We start from the raw sequence: 18483 nt of genomic DNA, 5'->3' as shown, positions 1-18483 counted from the left end.
CAGCGCCGCCGCTGAAATGGCGCGATCGCGGCTCACGCCGCTCCCACAGTAAGCAGCGCTAGCGCCTTATGGATGTCGAGTCGTCGCTGGCATAGGTGCGCACCGCCGCCGGAGCCGGCGACGCGCACATGACGACTATCGCCGTCGCCGCCTTGCGCGGTCGCGGCTTGCGCCGCTCCTACCCCGAAGCAGCACGATCGCTTCGTGTGGGAGCGGCGTCAGCCGCGATGCGATCCCAGTCGAATCCCAAAACGACTGCGGCCGCGTCGAAACGCGGCCGCAGAGGGAGTGCTGGATGATCCAGGCTTCAGCGATTGCCGCCGCCGCCCAGCAGGCCGCCGCCGATCTTGAGCAGGTCGCCCAAGCCGAGCTGGCCGTCGCCGTCCTGGTCCAGCACCGCGCCGAGCAGGCCGCCGGCGCCGCTGTCCTGCTGAATGCGTTCGCGTTCCTGGCCGAGCACGTTGCCCAGGGCCTGCGGCGAGGCCGCGGCCTGGCCGCCGCCGGAGAACATGCGCTGGGCCAGGTACGACAGCACGATCGGGGCGAGGATCTTGAGCAGGGTGTTGGCCTGGCTGCCGCCGAGGCCGGTGGCCTGGCCCAGGCCCTGGGCCGCGGTGTCCTCGCGGCCGCCGAAGATGTGGCCGAGGATGCCGGCGCCGTCGGTCTGGCGGCTGGGAGCGCCGCCGCCGAGCACTGCGCCCAGCACGCTGCCGATGTCCAGGCCGCTGGCGGCGCCGGCGTGGTCGCGCTGGAGCGCACCGAACAGAGCCTCGGCGCCTTGCGGCTGACTGGTGTTGCGACCCAGCGCGCCCAGCAGCAGCGGCAGCGCCGCCGACACCGCGCCCGCGGTCTGCGACTGCGACAGGCCGAGCTGGCTGCTCATCTGCTCCAGCGGCTGGCCCTGAAGTTGGCGGAGGAGGTCGTCGGTCAAGCTCATGGGGGCGCGTCCTTTTGGCAGTTGGAAACCGATCCTAGCGCCGTTTCGCGCCAGCGTGGTGACGACCGCCCGTCGCCGGTCCGCTGCCGCGAGCGGGCCTGCCGCAAGGTCTGCGCGAACCGGCACGAACTCTGTGCATAGTCCCTGGGGCGCGCGCGGCGATGCCGCCGGATCCGGCATGGCGGCGAGGTGTCCGCAAGCCTCAGGATCCGCTAGCGCCCGCGGCGTGTCGACCAAACCCAGGCCGTGCCGAATGCCGGCAACGCGACGCCGCCCCGCACCCAGGATGAGTACGAGCCCGATGAGCGAATCGCCCGCAGTTCTGCACGACGACGAACTCCGTCCGGATCCGGACACCGCCTTGCGTCCTTGGCGCCGGCATTGGGGCCTGCAAGCCGACGGCGCGGCCTTCGATACTCCGTCCAGCGCCTTGCAACCGGTGCTGCACGCGGGGGCGCCGGCCATGCTCAAGCTGGCCTACGACCCGGAGGAGCGCTGGGGCGGCGTGCTGATGCGCTGGTGGGATGGCGATGGCGCCGCGCGCGTGCTCGCCAGCGAGGGTCACGTGCTGTTGATCGAGCGCGCGACCGGTCGCGACTCCCTGCTGGCGATGGCCTCGGACGGTCGCGACGATCAGGCCTGCCGCATCCTGTGCGAGGTGGCGCGGCGCCTGCACACGCACCCCGCCGTGCCGCCGGACGGCTTGCAACCGCTGTCGATGTATTTCGAGTCCCTGGCCCAGGCCGCGCGCGATCACGGCGGGCTGTACGCGCGCGCGTGGCGGATCGCCGAAGGCCTGCTGCAAGCGGCGGTCGATCCGGTCCCGCTGCACGGCGATCTGCACCACGAGAACGTGCTGGATTTCGGCCCGCAACGCGGCTGGTTGGCGATCGATCCCAAGCGCGTGATCGGCGATCGCGGCTACGACCACGCGACCCTGTTCGGCGACCCCCTGCAACTGGGGCGCGAGCTGCCGCGCCGCCTGGAACGCCGCCTGCAGGTGGTCGCCGAGGCCAGCGGCCTGGCGCCCGCGCGGCTGTTGGCCTGGATCGCGGCGCAGCAGGCCGTGTCGGCGGCCTGGCACCTGGAGGACGACGAGCCCGAGCAGGCGCAACTGCCCCTGTCGGTGCTCGCGGCGGCATTGGCGCTGGGTGCCGACGGATACGCGGGCTAAACGCGAAAAAAAGACCCGGCGATCGCTCGCCGGGCCAGTGAGGTGCACAGGGATTGCAGGGTGGCGCCGATGCCGGAGCCGCGCGCGCAGGACTGACGGCTACGCGAGCGGGCCGGAGCGGCCATCGGCGCCGAACGGTCGGGCCTGCGCCCGACGGTCCGGCCTTCGGTATTACGCGAGATCGAAACGGTCCAGGTTCATCACCTTGGTCCAGGCCGCCACGAAGTCGTGGACCAACTTCTCCTGCGCGTCCGAGCTGGCGTAGACCTCGGCCAGGGCGCGCAGTTGCGAATGCGAACCGAAGATCAGATCGGCGCGGGTCGCCGTCCACTTGAGTTCGCCGGTCTTGCGGTCGCGTCCTTCGAACACGTCCTTGGCGTCCGAGGTCGCCTTCCACTGCGTGCCCATGTCCAGCAGGTTGACGAAGAAGTCGTTGCTCAGGGTGTCGGCGCGCTGGGTGAACACGCCGTGCCGGGTCTGGCCGACGTTGGTGTTGAGCACGCGCAGACCGCCGATCAACGCCGTCATCTCCGGCGCGGTCAGCGTCAGCAACTGGGCCTTGTCGACCAGCAGGGCCTCGCTGGATACATTGGGCTTGCCCTGGAGATAGTTGCGGAAGCCGTCGGCGATCGGTTCCAGCACGGCGAAGGAATGCGCGTCGGTCTGCTCCTGGGTGGCATCGGTGCGGCCCGCGCTGAAAGGCACCTGGACCGGATAGCCGGCGTTCTTCGCGGCCTGCTCGACGCCGGCGCTACCGGCCAGCACGATCAGATCGGCCAGCGACACCTTCTTGCCGCCGGACTGGGCGGCATTGAAGTCGCGCTGGATGCCTTCCAGCGTCTGCAGCACCTGCGCCAGCTGCGCGGGCTGATTGGCTTCCCAATCCTTTTGCGGCGCCAGGCGGATGCGCGCGCCGTTGGCGCCACCGCGCTTATCGGAGCCGCGGAAGCTGGACGCCGCGGCCCAGGCGGTGGACACCCACTGCGAGATCGGCACGCCGCTGGCCAGGATCTTGGCCTTGAGCGTCGCCACGTCCTGATCGTCGATCAAAGCATGGTCGACCGGCGGCACCGGGTCCTGCCAGATCAGTTCTTCGGCCGGCACTTCCGGGCCGAGGTAGCGCGCGCGCGGGCCCATGTCGCGGTGGGTGAGTTTGAACCAGGCGCGCGCGAACGCATCGGCGAACTGGTCCGGGTTTTCGAAGAAGCGCCGCGAGATCTTTTCGTAGGCGGGGTCCATGCGCAGCGACAAGTCGGTGGTCAGCATGGTCGGGGCGCGGCGCTTGTTGGCATCGAACGCGTCCGGAATCGTGCCCGCGCCCGCGCCGTCCTTCGCGATCCATTGGTGCGCGCCGGCCGGGCTCTTGCTGAGCTCCCATTCGAAACCGAACAGGTTGGCGAAGAACTCGTTGCTCCACTGGGTCGGCTTGCTGGTCCAGGTGACGTCCAGGCCGCTGGTGATCGCGTCGCCGGCAATGCCGCTGTTGAAGCTGCTGGCCCAGCCCAGGCCCTGCTGCTCGATGTCGCCGCCCTCAGGCTCGCGACCGACATGCGATTCGGGGCCGGCGCCGTGGGTCTTGCCGAAGGTGTGGCCGCCGGCGATCAGCGCGACGGTTTCTTCGTCGTCCATCGCCATGCGCGCGAAGGTATCGCGGATGTCGCGCGCGGCCGCGACCGGATCGGGATTGCCGTTCGGGCCCTGCGGATTGACGTAGATCAGGCCCATCTGCACGGCGCCCAGCGGATTCTCCAGATTGCGGTCGCCGCTATAGCGTTGGTCGCCCAGCCAGGTGGTTTCGGCGCCCCAATACACTTCCTCGGGTTCCCACACGTCGGCGCGGCCGCCGGCGAAACCGAAGGTCTTGAAGCCCATCGATTCCAGCGCGACGTTGCCGGTGAGGATCATCAGGTCGGCCCAGGAAATCTTGTTGCCGTACTTTTGCTTGATCGGCCACAGCAGGCGGCGCGCCTTGTCGAGATTGCCGTTGTCCGGCCAGCTGTTGAGCGGGGCGAAGCGCTGTTGGCCGGCGCCGCCGCCGCCGCGGCCGTCGATGGTGCGGTAGGTGCCCGCGCTATGCCAGGCCATGCGGATGAACAAGGGGCCGTAATGGCCGAAGTCGGCCGGCCACCATTCCTGCGAGTCGGTCATCAGCGCGGTGAGATCGCGCTTGAGCGCCGCCAGGTCGAGGGTCTTGAAGGCTTTGGCGTAATCGAAGTCCGGATCCATGGGGTCGGAGGCCGGCGTTTGCTGGTGCAGGACCTTGAGGCTGACCTGATGCGGCCACCAATCCCGGTTCGAGGTACCGCCGCCAGCGGTGTGATTGAACGGGCACTTCGCTTCGTTTGACATGGGTGCTTTGCCTCTTCGCTGTTGACGGTGCGGACGCAACGATTGGGTAGGGTGGAAGCGCGATGCCGATGCGCGAACGGAATCGTCGATGGCTCCGTTCGAACTTCGCTTAGGAATGTGTCGGCGTTTCGATCGTTTGCTCGCCTTTATGGGGGAGGGGAGTCGCAGGCGCCCTTGGACAGTACGGCGGCCCGCTACTCCGTGTGAAATCGATCCTTTCGACGTATTCGATAGCTTTTAGCTATGGATGGGGCCGGCCATGGGATCGCGGCCCGCTCCGGACGGCTGGCAGGTGCCAGCGAACTGTGTCCGAAGCGCAGCTTTCGGTTTGTTTGTACGCGCGGGCGCGCCGCTTGGCGCGCGAGGTCTCTAGCATCGTCCTGGCAGCGCCCGTGCGCGCGGCGCCACCCCATTCGATCAACGGAGGATTGAAGATGAAGAGCGGCAAGATTCGCTGGAGCTGGTCGGCCGCGTCGGCCTGGAGTCGGCCGATGCGCACCGCCGGGAGCGACGCGGCGGAGGCGCCCGGAGCGCGAACCGGGAACTGGATAGAACGGGCGCGTCGATACGGTTATGCCCTGATGATGGCCATAGCCTGCGTTCTGCTGTCGGCCGGCCCCGCGTCCGCGCAGGTCTGGAGCTTGAGTCCGCTGCAACGGCAGAGCTACCTGCAGTACTACGCGCCGTTGATCCTGCAGCGCTCGGAGGAGAACGGCGGCAAACCCGGGCGGGATTGGATCAGCAACTACGACTTCGATCGCGACGGCAACTTCGCCAACAATCGTTACACCTGGGTGAACCTGCTGCCGCAGTACGTCGCGGGCTCGGCTGCGGCAAGCGGCGACTACAAGCATTGGCGCATTCGCCCGACCCTGTATACGTCGTTGGTGGAATACACGGACGGTGGCGGAAAAGGCCTGATCCTGCTGTACCACGTCTACCACCCGGTGGATAAGAAAGGTAACGAAATCCACGATTGGGAGCGCGTGGAGATCGGCGTGCGCGGGGTGGGCGGCACGCCGGGTGCCTTAGGCGAGTCCGTCGGCCATGTCACCGTGACCAGCCACCACGACCATGTCATGCGCGCCGCCGGCAGCCCCGACTTGAATTTCATGAGCGTCGCCAGCGGCAAGCACGTGTTGCTTTGGCAGGCCGACGAGGACGGCGGTCTGGATCCGGGCGGCGCCACCGCCCACGAATTGCATTTCGTCCAGCACAGCTACGCGCAGATCCAATCCTGGGCGCAGACGGCGGGCAATGCGAAGGTGGACGTCACCAATGACGGCGACAAGAAGGTGCACTACGTCTGGGTGCCGGAAGCCTCCGCCGCCGCGGTAAGCGCTTGGGGCGCGCAGCCGATCCACTACGGAAACGCCACCTCGCTGGCCTCCCGGCAGGACGGCGAGACGCCCTGGTATGCGGTGAAGCGCATCACCTTCGAACTGCAGGATATCGCCGACGTCTTCCGCGGCCAGTGGGATGCAGCGACGTGGCCGATCAGTTGGACGGCCGATTCCACCGAGGACGTGCTGCTGGAGACCGCGCTGCTGGACGAGGCCGGACAGGTCGAAGTGCCGGCCGGGCTGCAGCGCTTCTACCTGGGCTCGCGCGACAGCAGCGCCTCCAGCCAGACCGATGGACGCAATGGCGTGCTGGGCAAGGATTGGTTCATGGGCGCGTATTCGGCGGAGACCAACGCCGACATCGTGTCCGGCTCCGACAAGTTCAAAGGTTACGAGGGGGCGGGGCGCGGCGGCGACGGCCGCAACCGCGCCGATGCCAGCGGCGACCTCGGCTCCTTGAACAATTACTGGCGCCAGCACGATTTCTTCGTCCACGGCGGCGCGGTCGATACGCGCGAGCTCTACGAAGCCGGGACCTGGCTGACCGGGGCCTGGTACACCCCAGCCAACGGCGGCTTCGACGGGCGCTGGGCGCAGCTGTTCGACGATCGCGTGGCTTATGAGTTCGCGCTGCCGCTGAGCGTGGCGATCACCACGGCCGAATCCGCGTGCAGGGAGTACGTCATGTTCACCGCCACGGCGGCCGGCGGGTCGCCGCCCTATCAGTACAACTGGTCCGGTACCTTCGTGCCGGTGGCGGGCACCACCCGGAGCGTGCGCATGTATTGGCAGGACACCGCCACGGTAACGGTGACGTCCTCCGATGGGCAGCAGGTTGCCAAGACCCACACCTATCGAAGGGTATGCCCCGGCGGCGGCAACCCCTGAGCCCGATGGAGCCGACGGCGTGGCGCCGTCGGCTCGCGGGTCGCGCTCAGCTGCCCTGGATCACATCGAACTCGCCGTCCAGCACCCGGTCCAGGCGGCCGCTGCGCCAGCCGCGCACGCTGTCGCGCACCAGCGGCGAGGGCGCCTGACGATAGCGGCGGCAAATGCGGCGTTCGCCCTCGGGCGCGCCCTGCGACTGGCGCGCGCGGCCGGGCAGGTCCGGCGCGACCTGCACCAGTACCGACAGCCGCTGGGTGTTGTCGTCGCTCTTGTCTTCGTAAACATGCAGGCCGGACTCGGGCTCCAGCAGGTCGAACGCGCCGAAGCCGCTCACCGCCAGCCAGGCGCTGCAGCGTTCGGGATCTTCGCGCAGCACCTGCACGCGCATATTGCGGCGCTGCGCCCAGGCCTGGTACATGCCGACCACGCGCTGCCACCACAGGCGCAGTTCCTCGCCGTGGCGCTGCTGCGCGGATTCGCTGACGTCGATCTCGATCAGCGCGTCCTGCGGGCGCTGCGCGCGCAGCGCGTCCACCGCCAGCCCGAGCAGGAACAGCAGCTGCGCCAGCGACTGGGCGAAGCTGGCGTTGCCGCCGTCGCGGCCGAGGCGCTGATGCATGCGCAGCGCGGTGTCCAGCGCGCTTTCGATGCGGTCGCGGCGCTCGATCCGGTCCAGCACGCCATGGCGCTCGGGCGAGTTCCAAAAGTCGGCCGCGGCCATGCGCGCGTAGTCGGCCTCGCGCTCGCCGCGCCATGACGGGCCCAGCACGTTCTCTTCCAGTTCGGCTAGGCGCGCGTCCAGGCGCGCGACCGCGTCCGCGTCGGTGGGCGGCGCGTACACCAGGTCGCGCAGGTCGCCGGCGTCGTGCGCCTGCGCCGATGCGTCCGCGCCCGGCGTCGTCGTCAGCGCGGGTGCGGGATCGATGAATTCGACGTCGAGCCGGTCGCCCGCGCTGCGCACGAACAGGAACTGGTCGCCCTGCGGGGCGCGGTGTTCGACGATGCTGCGCGCCAATGGGGCCAGCAGGTAGTGCTCGATCGCGCGCCGCAGCGGCCGCGCGCCCAGGTCCGGGGTGAAGCCCTTGTCGAGCAGGAACTCGATCGCCGACGGCTCCCATTCCACCGCCCAGTCGCGATTGCGCAGGCCGCGCCGGGTCAGTACCCGGTCCAGCTCCTTGTGCAGGATCTCGCGCATCAGGTTGCGATCGAGCGGGTTGAACAGCACCACCCGGTCGATGCGGTTGATGAACTCGCGGCGGAAGGTCTCGAACAGCGCCTTTTCGACGGCGAGCCTGGAATAGCCGCCGCGCGCCGAGGTGAAGCCCGGCCCAGCGTTGCGCGAGATGGTCGAGCCGATGTTGCTGGTCAGGATGATGATGCTGTGGCGGAAGTCGACGGTGTTGCCGCTGCGGTCGCTGAGGCGGGCATCGTCGAACACCTGCAGGAACAAGTCCCAGACCTTGGGGTGGGACTTCTCGAACTCGTCCAGCAGCAGCACCGAGAACGGCTGCTCGCGGATGCGCGCGGTGAGCGAGCGCACGCCGCCGTTGGCGTCCTCGTCGGCGGTCAGGCGCCAGGCCGCGTCCTCGGATTGGAACTCGCTCATGTCCAGGCGCAGCAGGCGCTCGTCGCTGCCGAACAGCAGTTCGCTGAGCGCCTTGGCCAGTTCGGTCTTGCCGGTGCCGGTGGGCCCGGCGAACAGGAACACGCCGATCGGGCGGCCGTTGTCGGTCAGGCCGGCCTTGAGCATGGCGATACGGTCGAGCAGGGCGTCCACCGCCTCGTCCTGGCCGATCACACGGGTGCGGAAGAACGCGCGCAGGCGCTCAAGGTCCAGGCTCTGGCGGTCGTCGATCACATCCAGCGGCAGGCCGCTGCGGCGCGCGATCGTCGCCAGCACCTGTTCGGCATCCAGCGGCAGCGTCGGCGGATCGGCCGAGGTCGCGGCCTGCAGGGCGTCGTCGAGCAGGCGCAACAGGCGGCCGGGTTCCTGCTGCTCGGGAAAGTACTGCGCGGCCATGCGCGCGGCCTCGGTCAGGGTGCGCGCGTCGGCGACCTCGCGGCCTTGGCGTTCGCGCTCGGCCTGCGCCCAGCGTTGAGCCACCGGCTCCATCGCGGCCGGGTCCAGCGGCGCCAGGCCGAGGATCTGGAAGTGGTGCTTGATGACCGGCCGCGCGACCAGCAGTTGCGCGAGCTGGCGCGGCGTGACTTCGCCGATCAGGCGCAGCTCGCCGCGTTCGATCGCCGGCAGCACCAGATCGAGCAGGCCGCGCGGGTCGCGCGAATGCGCGCCCTTGGCGAGCAGGTCGACGAATTCGGACACCCGCCACAGGGCGCGCTTGCGATTGAGCACGCCGAGCATCTCGCGCACGCGCTCTTCCAGTTCGCCGATGTAGCTCTGGCCGGCCAGCACCTCGGCCGCCGAGGCCTCGAACACCAGCCAGCCCTCGTCGCGCAGGCGCTCGCTCAGCAGGTCGATCAACACGCTCTTGCCGACGCCGTGCTCGCCCGACACCAGCACCGAGGCGGCTTCGTCGCCGGCGTAGAGTTCGTGCAGGCGTTGCAGCTGCGCGGCCAGTTCGTCGTGGACGATGCGGGTACGCGGCTTGAGCGCCGGATTCACGCGTCCGAAAGCGCCCAGCACGCGCGACTCGCGACGCGCGCCCACGGCGCGTTCGACCTGTTCCTGCAGGGGCGCCAGCAGCGGCGACTGGAAGCGCTTGAGGGTGTCGCGCAGGTGCCCGACCGCGTCCTCGTCGAGATCGTCCAGCGCCGGCAGCGCGGCCGGCGGCGCGGCGCCTTCGGCCGCTTGCAGGTAATCGCGCAACTGCTGGCGCAGCGGCATGAACTCCCACCACCAGGGCTGGGCGTGGCGCATCAGCGCCAACAAACGCTCGCCGGCGTCGGGCCGCGCGCGCAGCAACTCGACCAGGAAGTACAGCGGATAGGCGCCCAGCTGGCCGGCCTGTTCCAGCAGCGGTTCGAGCGCGACATCGTCGCGACGCCCGGCGGCGCGTATCGCCATCGACTGCAGCACATAGCCGTTGCCCGGCACCTGGCGCAGCAGTTCGGCCGCGTCGAAGGCGGCGCTGGCGAGCAGGTCGGTGCCCTGTTGGAACTCGGCCTGCGCCATCAGGTCCTGCGGGCGCTGGATGCGGTCGTCGTGGACCATGACCTCGCGCAGCAGGCGCGCGAGCCGGTCTTGCGGCGTTTCCTGGGTGCCATCGGGTGTCTCTTCGGACGCCGGTGGCGCGGCGGCTTGGTCGGTCGCGCCATCGGCGTCCGCCGTGGCGGCGACGGGCGGCACCGACGCCGGCGCGGCGCGGGGGCGATAGAGTCGCGCCAGGATCAGGCCGGCGACCAGGCCGGCCACGAATAGCAGGGTTTCCACGCTCGCTCCGGTGTCCGTTCCGGCCGCAAGTCTAGCCGGTCGCGTGCGCGCTTCCGCGGCGCGCGCGCGATCAGGTCAGCGCCTTGATCCGGTACAGCGCCTCCAGCGCCTGCTTCGGCGTCAGTTCGTCCGGGTCGACCGCGGCCAAGGCATCCAGCGCGGCCGAGGACGGCGCGAACAGGCCGAACTGCTGCGGCTGATCCAGCGCGGCCTGGGCGAAGGACGGCGTGGGCGTGTCGCGGCCCTGCTGTTCGAGTTCGATCAGGCGTCCGCGCGCCTGCTTGACCACCGACTTGGGCAGGCCGGCCAACGCCGCCACCTGCAGGCCGAAGCTGCGGTCGGCCGGGCCGTCCTTGACCGCGTGCATGAACACCAGTTGTTCGCCGTGCTCGACGGCGTCCAGGTGCACGTTGGCGATGCCGCTGCCGGGTTCGGCCAGGGCGGTGAGTTCGAAGTAGTGGGTGGCGAACAGGGTGTAGGCGCGGTTGCGCTCGGCCAGATGGCGCGCGCAGGCTTCGGCCAGGGCCAGGCCGTCGTAGGTCGAGGTGCCGCGGCCGATCTCGTCCATCAGCACCAGCGATTGGTCGCTGGCGTGATGCAGGATGTAGCTGGTCTCGCTCATCTCGACCATGAAGGTCGACTGCCCGCGCGCGAGGTCGTCGCCGGCGCCGATGCGGGTCAGGATGCGGTCGATCGGGCCGAGCACCGCGCGCGCGGCGGGCACGAAGCTGCCAATGTGGGCCAGCAGCACGATCAGCGCGTTCTGGCGCATGTAGGTCGATTTGCCGCCCATGTTGGGGCCGGTGATGACCAGCATGCGGCGGCCGTTGGCCTCGTCCAGGATCAGGTCGTTGGGCTCGAAGGGCTCGCTGCGCACGGCCTCGACCACCGGGTGGCGGCCGCGTTCGATGCGCAGGCCGGGTTCGTCGCGCAGTTCCGGCGGCGACCAGTCCAGCGCCTGCGCGCGTTCGGCGAAGCCGCACAGCACGTCGAGTTCGGCCAACGCGCCCGCGCAGCGCTTGAGCGGGGCCAGGCGCTCGTTGAGCGCATCCAGCAGGTGTTCGTAGAGCAGGCGCTCGCGGCTGAGCGAGCGTTCGCGCGCCGACAGCACCTTGTCCTCGAATTGCTTGAGTTCCTCGGTGATGTAGCGCTCGGCGTTGCTCAGGGTCTGGCGGCGGGTGTAGTGGGTCGGCGCCTTCTCGGCCTGGGCCTTGCTGACTTCCAGGTAGTAGCCGTGGACGCGGTTGTAGCCGACCTTGAGGGTGGGGATGCCGCTGGCGATGCGCTCGCGCGCTTCCAGGTCGACCAGGAACTGGTCGGCGTTGGTCGACAGCGTGCGCAGTTCGTCGAGTTCGGCGTCGTAGCCGGTGGCGAACACGCCGCCGTCGCGCGCCAGCACCGGCGGCTGCGGCACGATCGCTGCGGCCAGCAGATGCGCGTGCTCGGCGTGCTCGCCCAGTTCGGCGGCCAGTCCGGCCAGCAGCGGCGCGTCCAGCGGCGCCAGCAGGGCGCGCACGTCGGGCAGCAGGGCCAGGCCGTCGCGCAGGGTCGACAGATCGCGCGGACGCGCGCTGCGCAGGGCGATGCGCGAGAGGATGCGTTCGAGATCGCCGAGGGCGCGGAAACGCTCGCGCACGCCGTCGCCGGCGCGCGAGTCGATCAGGGTCGCCACCGCCTGGTGGCGCAGGCGCAGGGTGGGGCGGTCGCGCAGCGGGCGGTGCAGCCAGCGCCGCAGCAGGCGCCCGCCCATCGGCGTGACCGTGCTGTCGAGCACGCCCAGCAGGGTGGTGCGGCTGTCGCCGTCGATGCGGCTGTCGAGTTCGAGGTGGCGGCGGGTCGCGGCATTCATCGCGATCGCGCCGTCGCCGGATTCGACCGCGATCGAGGTCAGGTGCGGCAGGCGCTGCTTCTGGGTTTCCTCGACATAGCCCAACAACGCGGCCGCCGCGGCGATCGCCAGCGGGCGGTCTTCCAGGCCGAAGCCGCTGAGATCGTGCAGACCGAAGAAACGCAGCAGCTGGCGGCGGCCGCTGTCGACGTCGAACAGCCAGGGCGCGCGCCGGCGCAGGCCGCTGCGCTCGGACACGAACGGCGCCCAGCCGTCTTCGTCGGCGATCAGGGTCTCGGCCGGTTCCAGGCGCGCGAGCTCGGCTTCCAGCGCGTCCTCGCTGGCCACTTCGTTGACCAGGAAGCGGCCGCCGGCCAGATCGGCCCAGGCGATGCCGTAGCCGTGCTTGCCGCGCGCGATGGTCAGCAGCAGGGTGTCGCGGCGTTCGTGCAGCAGGGCCTCGTCGGTGACCGTGCCCGGGGTGACGATGCGCACCACCTTGCGCTCGACGATGCCCTTGGCCAGGGCCGGGTCGCCGATCTGCTCGCAGATCGCCACCGATTCGCCCAGCGCGACCAGGCGCGCCAGATAGCCCTCGGCCGAGTGGTGCGGCACGCCCGCCATCGGGATCGGCTGGCCGGCCGAATTGCCGCGCTGGGTCAGGGTGATGTCGAGCAGGCGCGCGGCCTTGCGGGCGTCGTCGTAGAACAGCTCGTAGAAGTCGCCCATGCGGAAGAACAGCAGCACGTCCGGGTGCTCGGCCTTGGCGGCGAAGAACTGCTTCATCAACGGGGTGTGGCCGTCCACGGCCTTGCTATCGACGGCTTTGTCGCTGGAACGCATTGAAAATCCTGGAGTTTTATTCTGGCCGGCGCGGCGGCGCACGGCGTCGCGGCGGGCGGCCCAAAGCGACATGATCGCCGAATGGGGGCGTGGTGGGGGCTTCGGGCATGAATCGGGTGCGAATCCGGGCCTGCGCGGGCGGGAGCGGCCGCGCAGCGCCGGCCTTGCGCCGCATGGGCCTGGGGCGGATCGGCGGCGCGGCGTTGCTGCGATGCGAGCGACCCCGGGCTCGGCCCGTTTAGGCGCGCGCCGCGGCCTGCCGAAGGCAGGGTGAGTGCGCGCGCTGCGCGCCCATTGACCGATCGAAAGCGCCGCGCACGCCACAACCGTCCACGCGCAGTCCAGCCTGCAGGTTCGTCGCGTTTCGCGTCACAAAAAACACTGATCGTCGTGGAGGCCGCAGCGACGCCTCGTCGATCGATTGTGCGGATACGCGCATCGCGAACTGTGACGCCGCTTCGACGCGGCTCGCTCATCTGTGACGCGCGACCGCTCGAATGTGCGCAGTGCGCGCGGCCCGGCGCGGGATCGACACCTAGGGTGGCGTCGCTTTCGAACCGCCGTATCCACCTGCCGGCAGATGGCTCCGCCGGGCTTGCACGGCGGCACGCGGAAGGCACTTCTTCCCACCATTTCGAGGATAACGGTCATGCGCCCTAGCTTTGTCGCGATCGCTGTTTCGCTCTCCCTCGCCGCGCTGATGCCGGCGACATCGAACGCCAGTCAGCCGAACGGCTCGGTGGTGTCCGGCACCGGTCACGGTGTCCATTACGGCACGCTGCCCATTCCCGTGCAGTACACCGCCGGCGTCGGCTACGAGCTCATCGACAACACCCGCAACGGCATCAGCAGCTCCGACGGCGGCGGCTTCAACCGGTACTACGCGACCTATCGCGGGCCGCAGCAGTTCGTCAGCCCCACCACCAGCTTCGGCGACGGCAGCGCGGCCAGCCTGTCCAGCATGGGCGTCGACGCCTACTACGCGATGCAGCGCAGCTGGGACTACTTCAAGCTCGTCCACGCACGCAACGGCCTGGACGCGCGCAACCGCAGAGCCACCGTGTACAGCCATGTCGTCGACCTGGCACCGGGGCGCAAGACGACCGGCTACTCGTACTGGTCGGGCACCACCGTGCTGCTCGGCATCGGCGACGCCGCCGCCGGCATCGAACCCTTGGCGACCCTGGACATCGTTGGCAGCATGTACGCGGCCAATATCGTCTACAACACCGATCCCGATCCCGGCAGGGGCGACAGCCAAGGCGTGCGCAGCTCGATCGCCGACGTCTTCGGCACCCTGATCGAATTCCATGCCGCTCACCCCAACGATCCGGGCGATTACGTGATCGGCGAGCTGGCTTATCCGGGCGGCCTGCGCCACATGTACCGCCAGAACCTGGACGGGAAATCCTTCGTCTGCTACCCAGCGCGTGGTTTCGATCCGAACGACGAATCCCCGGCCTACTCGGGCGAGTACACCTCGGGCATCGGCAATCGGGCGTTCTACCTGCTGGCCGAGGGTGCCACGGCGCCGGCCGGCTCCGGCCTCAGTGCGGATCAGTTGGTCTGCAACGGCGACACCGCGATCGTGGGCATCGGCCGCGCGAAGGCCGGCGCGATCTGGTATCGGCTGGCCACCACCGAGAAAACCTCGCAGCTGACCTATCCGCAGGCGCGTGCGGCCACGATCCGCGCCGCCGAGGCGCTGTATGGCGTCAAATCGGCCGAAGCGCGCGCGGTCGCGCGCGCATGGTCGGCGGCCGGAGTGAAGTAAGCGCGGCGACACTGCGCTTGCGGGCAGTGCCGCAAACCACGGGCGCGCAGCCCTGCAGCGGCCGCGCGACCCAACTTCGCAGGCCTGGGGTGCAAGCCTCGCACTGCCGACGCTCGCCGCATTCCGCGGCATTCCGGGGGCCGTAAGCGCCGCGGGATCGCGTTGTGGTTGAAGTCATGCATCAGAAATTCGCTGCCGCCGCGCTCCTGGCCTGCTCCTGGGCCGGCGGCAGTCTGGCTGCGCAGCCGGCATCGCAAGCGGCGGGCCGACCGGACCCGTCGACGCCTGCGCTGGGCGGTTCCGCTACGACGGCCGCGACCGAGGGCATCCGCGACGCGATCGCCGGTCCCTTGATCGACGCGATCTCGCTGCGGTTGGGCGGGCGCGCCGTCGAACTGCGTTTGGACCTCGTCGAGGTCCGGGCGATCGACGTCGATCAGCGTGCCATTCGCGGCAGCGGCGCCGCCCAGATCGTCGGGCGACAGGATTGGATCGGCTTTCGGTTCGGCGTGCGTTACGACGCCCGCCTGCGCAGGTTGGGACGCCCCGATATCGGCATCGACCCGGTCGCGGCGGGAGAGCGCGATGTTCCCAACGACCCGCGTCTGGTGCGGCAACTCGAGGCCATGCTGAGCGCGGATCTGGCCCAGGCGCTGCGCAAGCCGTCGGCCCAGCTCCGGCTCGACCGGGTTTCCAGCGTCGAAGACGACGGCCAGCGGCTGCGGATCGATGCGCTGGGCACGGTCTACCCCGACCCCTATGGCCCCGGCACGCCTTTGGCCGTCACCGCGCTCTACGATCGTTCCAGCCGTGCCTGGCTGCGGCTTGAGTATCGCCCGGGCGACGATGCCGCAAGCAGCTCCCAGGACCGGCGAGCGTCGGCGCGTTGACGCGCCCAGGTTCGTGGCGCTCGCGTCGAATCGAAGCTCCGCGCGCCCGCGACGGCCGGAACGCCGCGATTCCTTCGTTGTCTCGGTCAAGCCAGCCCGTTTGGAGAGCGAGCGTCCTTTGCCCGGAAACGGGGTAGCCAGGAGTGGGGGCTACGCATCGGCAGGTACAGCGTAATGAAGGATCACCCGGTAGCGTTTCCTCGCTTCGATCCTAGTCCAGCGCGAGAACCAGACAGGGGGCATTCGTCGTCGCGTGCGCCGCACGAGTGGCGGGTGGCGCCATGAGCATCGCATTGGCCAGTCGCAAAAGCCGCGCACTGCTGCTGCTATGGCTGGGCGAGACCTGGCTGCTGATCCTGTCGGTGACGATCGCGGCGTGGCTGCGCTTCATGGGATCGCAGGGTCTGCTCAGTTCCTTCCAATGGGCGCCGGTACGCGCGTTCGTGTTCGCCGCCTTCATCACGGTGTCGATGGTGGCCTTCGGCCTGTACCAGGTGCACGTGCGCCACAACCGGATGGAGTTCCTGCTCCGGCTGGTGTTGTCCTTCGCGTTCGGCGGCATCGCCCTGCTGGTGCTGTACTACCTGATGCCCGCCGCCTACATCGGTCGCGGCGTGCTGGCGATGGCGCTGGCGATCGGCCTGGTCGCGGTGATCGCGCTGCGCCTGATCGTCGAGCGGGTGTTCAAGACCGATGTGTTCCGGCGGCGGGTACTGGTGTTCGGCGCGGGCAAGAACGCCGATCTCATCAACAGTCGCATGCGGCGGGGAGCCGACCGCAGATCCTTCGTGGTGGTGGGGTTCGTGCCGGTGCCGGGGCAGCCCGTGCTGGTGCCCGAGAAGTTGCTGCTCAGCACGGATTTCGCACTGTCCGAGATCGCCGAGTGGCTGCACGTCTACGAGATCGTGGTCGCGCCCGACGAGCGGCGCGGCGCGCTGCCGATGGAGGAAATGCTGACCTGCGCGCAGCGCGGAGTCACCGTGACCGATCTGTCGACGTTCTTCGAGCGCGAGGCCGGCATGGTCAAGCTGAACGTGGCCGACCCGTCGTGGCTGGCGTTTTCGGGCGGTTTCGATCATTCCATGCCGCGCCGCCTCAACAAGCGCTTCTTCGACCTGGCCGCCGCATGCGCCCTGTTGCTGGTGGCCTGGCCCTTCATGCTGCTGGTGGCGGCGTGCGTCAGCCTGGAGTCGCGCGGTCCGGTGCTGTACCGGCAGACGCGCATCGGTGAGAACGGTCGCAGCTTCGAGCTGATCAAGTTCCGCAGCATGCGCGTGGACGCCGAGGCCGACGGCGTGGCGAAGTGGGCGACCCAGAACGACGATCGCACCACCCGGGTCGGTCGGATCATCCGCCTGTCGCGCCTGGACGAGCTTCCGCAACTGTTCAACATCCTGCTCGGGGAAATGAGCTTCGTCGGCCCTCGGCCCGAGCGGCCGCAGTTCGTCGACATGCTCAACCAGGAAGTGCGCTACTACAACGTGCGCCACTGCGTGAAACCGGGCCTGACCGGCTGGGCGCAGCTGCGTTATCCCTACGGCGCATCGGTACGGGACGCCGAGGAGAAGCTGACCTTCGATCTGTTCTACGTGAAGAACCACGGATTGGTATTCGACCTGCTGATCCTGCTGCAGACGGTCGAGGTGGTGCTGTTCCGCCGCGGCTCGCGCTGACGCCTGCGGCCTGTGCCGGCGCAGATTACCGTGATCGGCTCGCAGGCCCGGATGCGGCCGCGTGGTGGCGCGCACCGGCGAAAACGAACCGCACCTCGCCGTAGCGTTGCGAGATATAGCTCAGCAGCGCGTGGATGAAAGCGATGACGCCCGCCATCTCCATGCCTTCCTCCAGGCTGACCAGTGCGTGATAGACGAGGTTCCTGTGCCCGTGTGCCTCGCGCCACCATCCCTCGACCAGTTCGACGCCCAGGGCGCCGCCCAGATAGATCGCGGCGGAGATCACGAAGGCGATCGCCGTCCTGCGCGGCAGGCGGAGCAGGAAGCGCAGGAAGTAGGCGCCGAGCACGCAGACCAGGGCGATGCCGGGTATCACCCAGGCGAAGAAGAAGATGCCCAGGTGCTGGCCGCCCAGCAGCGCGCGCAAGGGCGCGATCGCTCTTTCGTGGAAGGACAGGGCCTCGTCCAGGGACATCAGCGCGAAGCCGGCGGCGAGGAGGGCCCATTTCGACACATCGGCGCCCTGGTGGCGTCGTTCCAGCACGGCGATCAGCGTCAGGATCAGCGCGGCGCCGCACAGCAGCAGGGTCGAGAACAAGGCCGGAAGATTGTTTTCTCCGTCCATGCTGAGCATCGCCAGGCCGACGACATGTTCCTGGTGCGCGATCAGCCGATAGGCCTGCAGGCCCAGATTGGCGGCCACGAGCAGAGCGGTGGCGGCGGCCAGCGGCCAGGCGATGGCACTGGGGGTGAGCGGGATCTTGCTGGCGTCCATCGTCTGATCAGTCGCCTGTACGTGACGGGTGCCGGTGCGCCCACCTCCTGGAAAACGGGCCCGGGCGGTGCCTGCGGACAGCACGGCCGCCGCCGCGTTTGGTGCGCATCGACGCGAGCGGGCGCGGACGCGCGGCCGGGCCCGCTACCTCAGCCATTCTCCCGAGGCGAGCGCCAACACGGCGAACAGGAGAATCAGCAAGGCGATGGCCAGCACCAGGGCGAACCGCGCCGGCGCGGGCGGACCCTGCTCGGAATAGTGGTGCTCGGAACGACGGAACTCGGAAGGCCGATGTTCGAAAGGGCGCGGGCTGCCGGCTGCATGGGCCCGCGACAAGCCGCCATGCGCCGGGCCGCCGCCGATCCGATGCGGGGCTTCTCCCGGCAGACGTCCGTAGCGGCGATGGAAGCGCGTGGCCGTGGTGTACAGACCGATCAGGTCGCACAGGTAAGCCGAATCCTGCGATGGCGGCTTGGCGCCCGGACGCCTGGGGTGCAGCTCGGAAATCCGCCTGCGATAGGCGAGCTGGAGCTCCTCCAGACTGCAGTTGGGCCTCAGCCCCAACTCGGAGTACAGCAGCGTCAGGTCGGCTTTCATCGGAGACCTCCCATCTTCCTA

The 18483-nt window shown here is 69.3% G+C and carries 11 protein-coding genes; 5 read left to right on the top strand and 6 right to left on the bottom strand.

What is annotated here, in order from left to right; genetic code table 11:
* Positions 1–307: 307 nt before the first annotated feature.
* On the bottom strand, positions 308–937 hold the full coding sequence (locus tag ASE35_RS07410; protein WP_056175790.1) for a DUF937 domain-containing protein: 630 nt from the start codon (positions 935–937) through the stop codon (positions 308–310).
* 301 nt (positions 938–1238) lie between these two features.
* On the opposite strand from ASE35_RS07410, the gene ASE35_RS07405 reads away from it, so the two are divergent.
* Positions 1239–2111 (top strand): aminoglycoside phosphotransferase family protein, encoded by an 873-nt coding sequence (locus ASE35_RS07405; protein ID WP_082611154.1) that lies wholly within the window; start codon positions 1239–1241, stop codon positions 2109–2111.
* Between the two features lie 171 nt (positions 2112–2282).
* Here ASE35_RS07405 and katG read toward each other — a convergent pair whose 3' ends face one another.
* Entirely contained in the window at positions 2283–4460 is a 2178-nt protein-coding gene (gene katG / locus ASE35_RS07400; RefSeq protein ID WP_057163358.1) for a catalase/peroxidase HPI, read from the bottom strand.
* A 581-nt stretch (positions 4461–5041) separates the two neighbouring features.
* Here katG and ASE35_RS07395 point away from each other — a divergent pair.
* The gene (locus ASE35_RS07395) at positions 5042–6691 is read left to right on the top strand and encodes a hypothetical protein (protein ID WP_200956995.1); all 1650 of its coding nucleotides are present in this window, start codon (positions 5042–5044) and stop codon (positions 6689–6691) included.
* A 46-nt stretch (positions 6692–6737) separates the two neighbouring features.
* On the opposite strand, the gene ASE35_RS07390 is transcribed toward ASE35_RS07395, so the two are convergent.
* Together ASE35_RS07390 and mutS are read right to left on the bottom strand one after the other, a co-directional pair.
* Positions 6738–10082, bottom strand: a complete 3345-nt coding sequence (locus ASE35_RS07390) for an AAA family ATPase (protein ID WP_057163357.1) — start codon at positions 10080–10082, stop codon at positions 6738–6740.
* A gap of 70 nt (positions 10083–10152) precedes the next feature.
* Positions 10153–12753, bottom strand: a complete 2601-nt coding sequence (mutS, locus tag ASE35_RS07385) for a DNA mismatch repair protein MutS (protein WP_057163356.1) — start codon at positions 12751–12753, stop codon at positions 10153–10155.
* 649 nt (positions 12754–13402) lie between these two features.
* On the opposite strand from mutS, the gene ASE35_RS07380 reads away from it, so the two are divergent.
* From ASE35_RS07380 to ASE35_RS07370, 3 genes are all read left to right on the top strand, one after another.
* Positions 13403–14527, top strand: coding sequence for a M4 family metallopeptidase (locus tag ASE35_RS07380; RefSeq protein ID WP_162250624.1), 1125 nt, complete (start codon positions 13403–13405; stop codon positions 14525–14527).
* 176 nt (positions 14528–14703) lie between these two features.
* Positions 14704–15417, top strand: coding sequence for a hypothetical protein (locus ASE35_RS07375; protein ID WP_057163355.1), 714 nt, complete (start codon positions 14704–14706; stop codon positions 15415–15417).
* A gap of 281 nt (positions 15418–15698) precedes the next feature.
* Positions 15699–17090, top strand: a complete 1392-nt coding sequence (locus ASE35_RS07370) for a TIGR03013 family XrtA/PEP-CTERM system glycosyltransferase (protein ID WP_056175771.1) — start codon at positions 15699–15701, stop codon at positions 17088–17090.
* Positions 17091–17115: 25 nt separating this feature from the next.
* Here ASE35_RS07370 and ASE35_RS07365 read toward each other — a convergent pair whose 3' ends face one another.
* Positions 17116–17949: a hypothetical protein gene (locus ASE35_RS07365; RefSeq protein WP_157489307.1), complete on the bottom strand. Its 834-nt coding sequence runs from the start codon at positions 17947–17949 to the stop codon at positions 17116–17118.
* Positions 17950–18009: 60 nt separating this feature from the next.
* On the bottom strand, positions 18010–18462 hold the full coding sequence (locus ASE35_RS21480; RefSeq protein WP_057163353.1) for a J domain-containing protein: 453 nt from the start codon (positions 18460–18462) through the stop codon (positions 18010–18012).
* Between the last annotated feature and the right edge of the window lie 21 nt (positions 18463–18483).

This window comes from Lysobacter sp. Root916, from assembly GCF_001429785.1.
GTDB lineage: Bacteria > Pseudomonadota > Gammaproteobacteria > Xanthomonadales > Xanthomonadaceae > Lysobacter.
The sequence above is the reverse complement of the archived record's forward strand: the minus strand, read 5'-3'. Positions and strand labels throughout refer to the sequence as shown.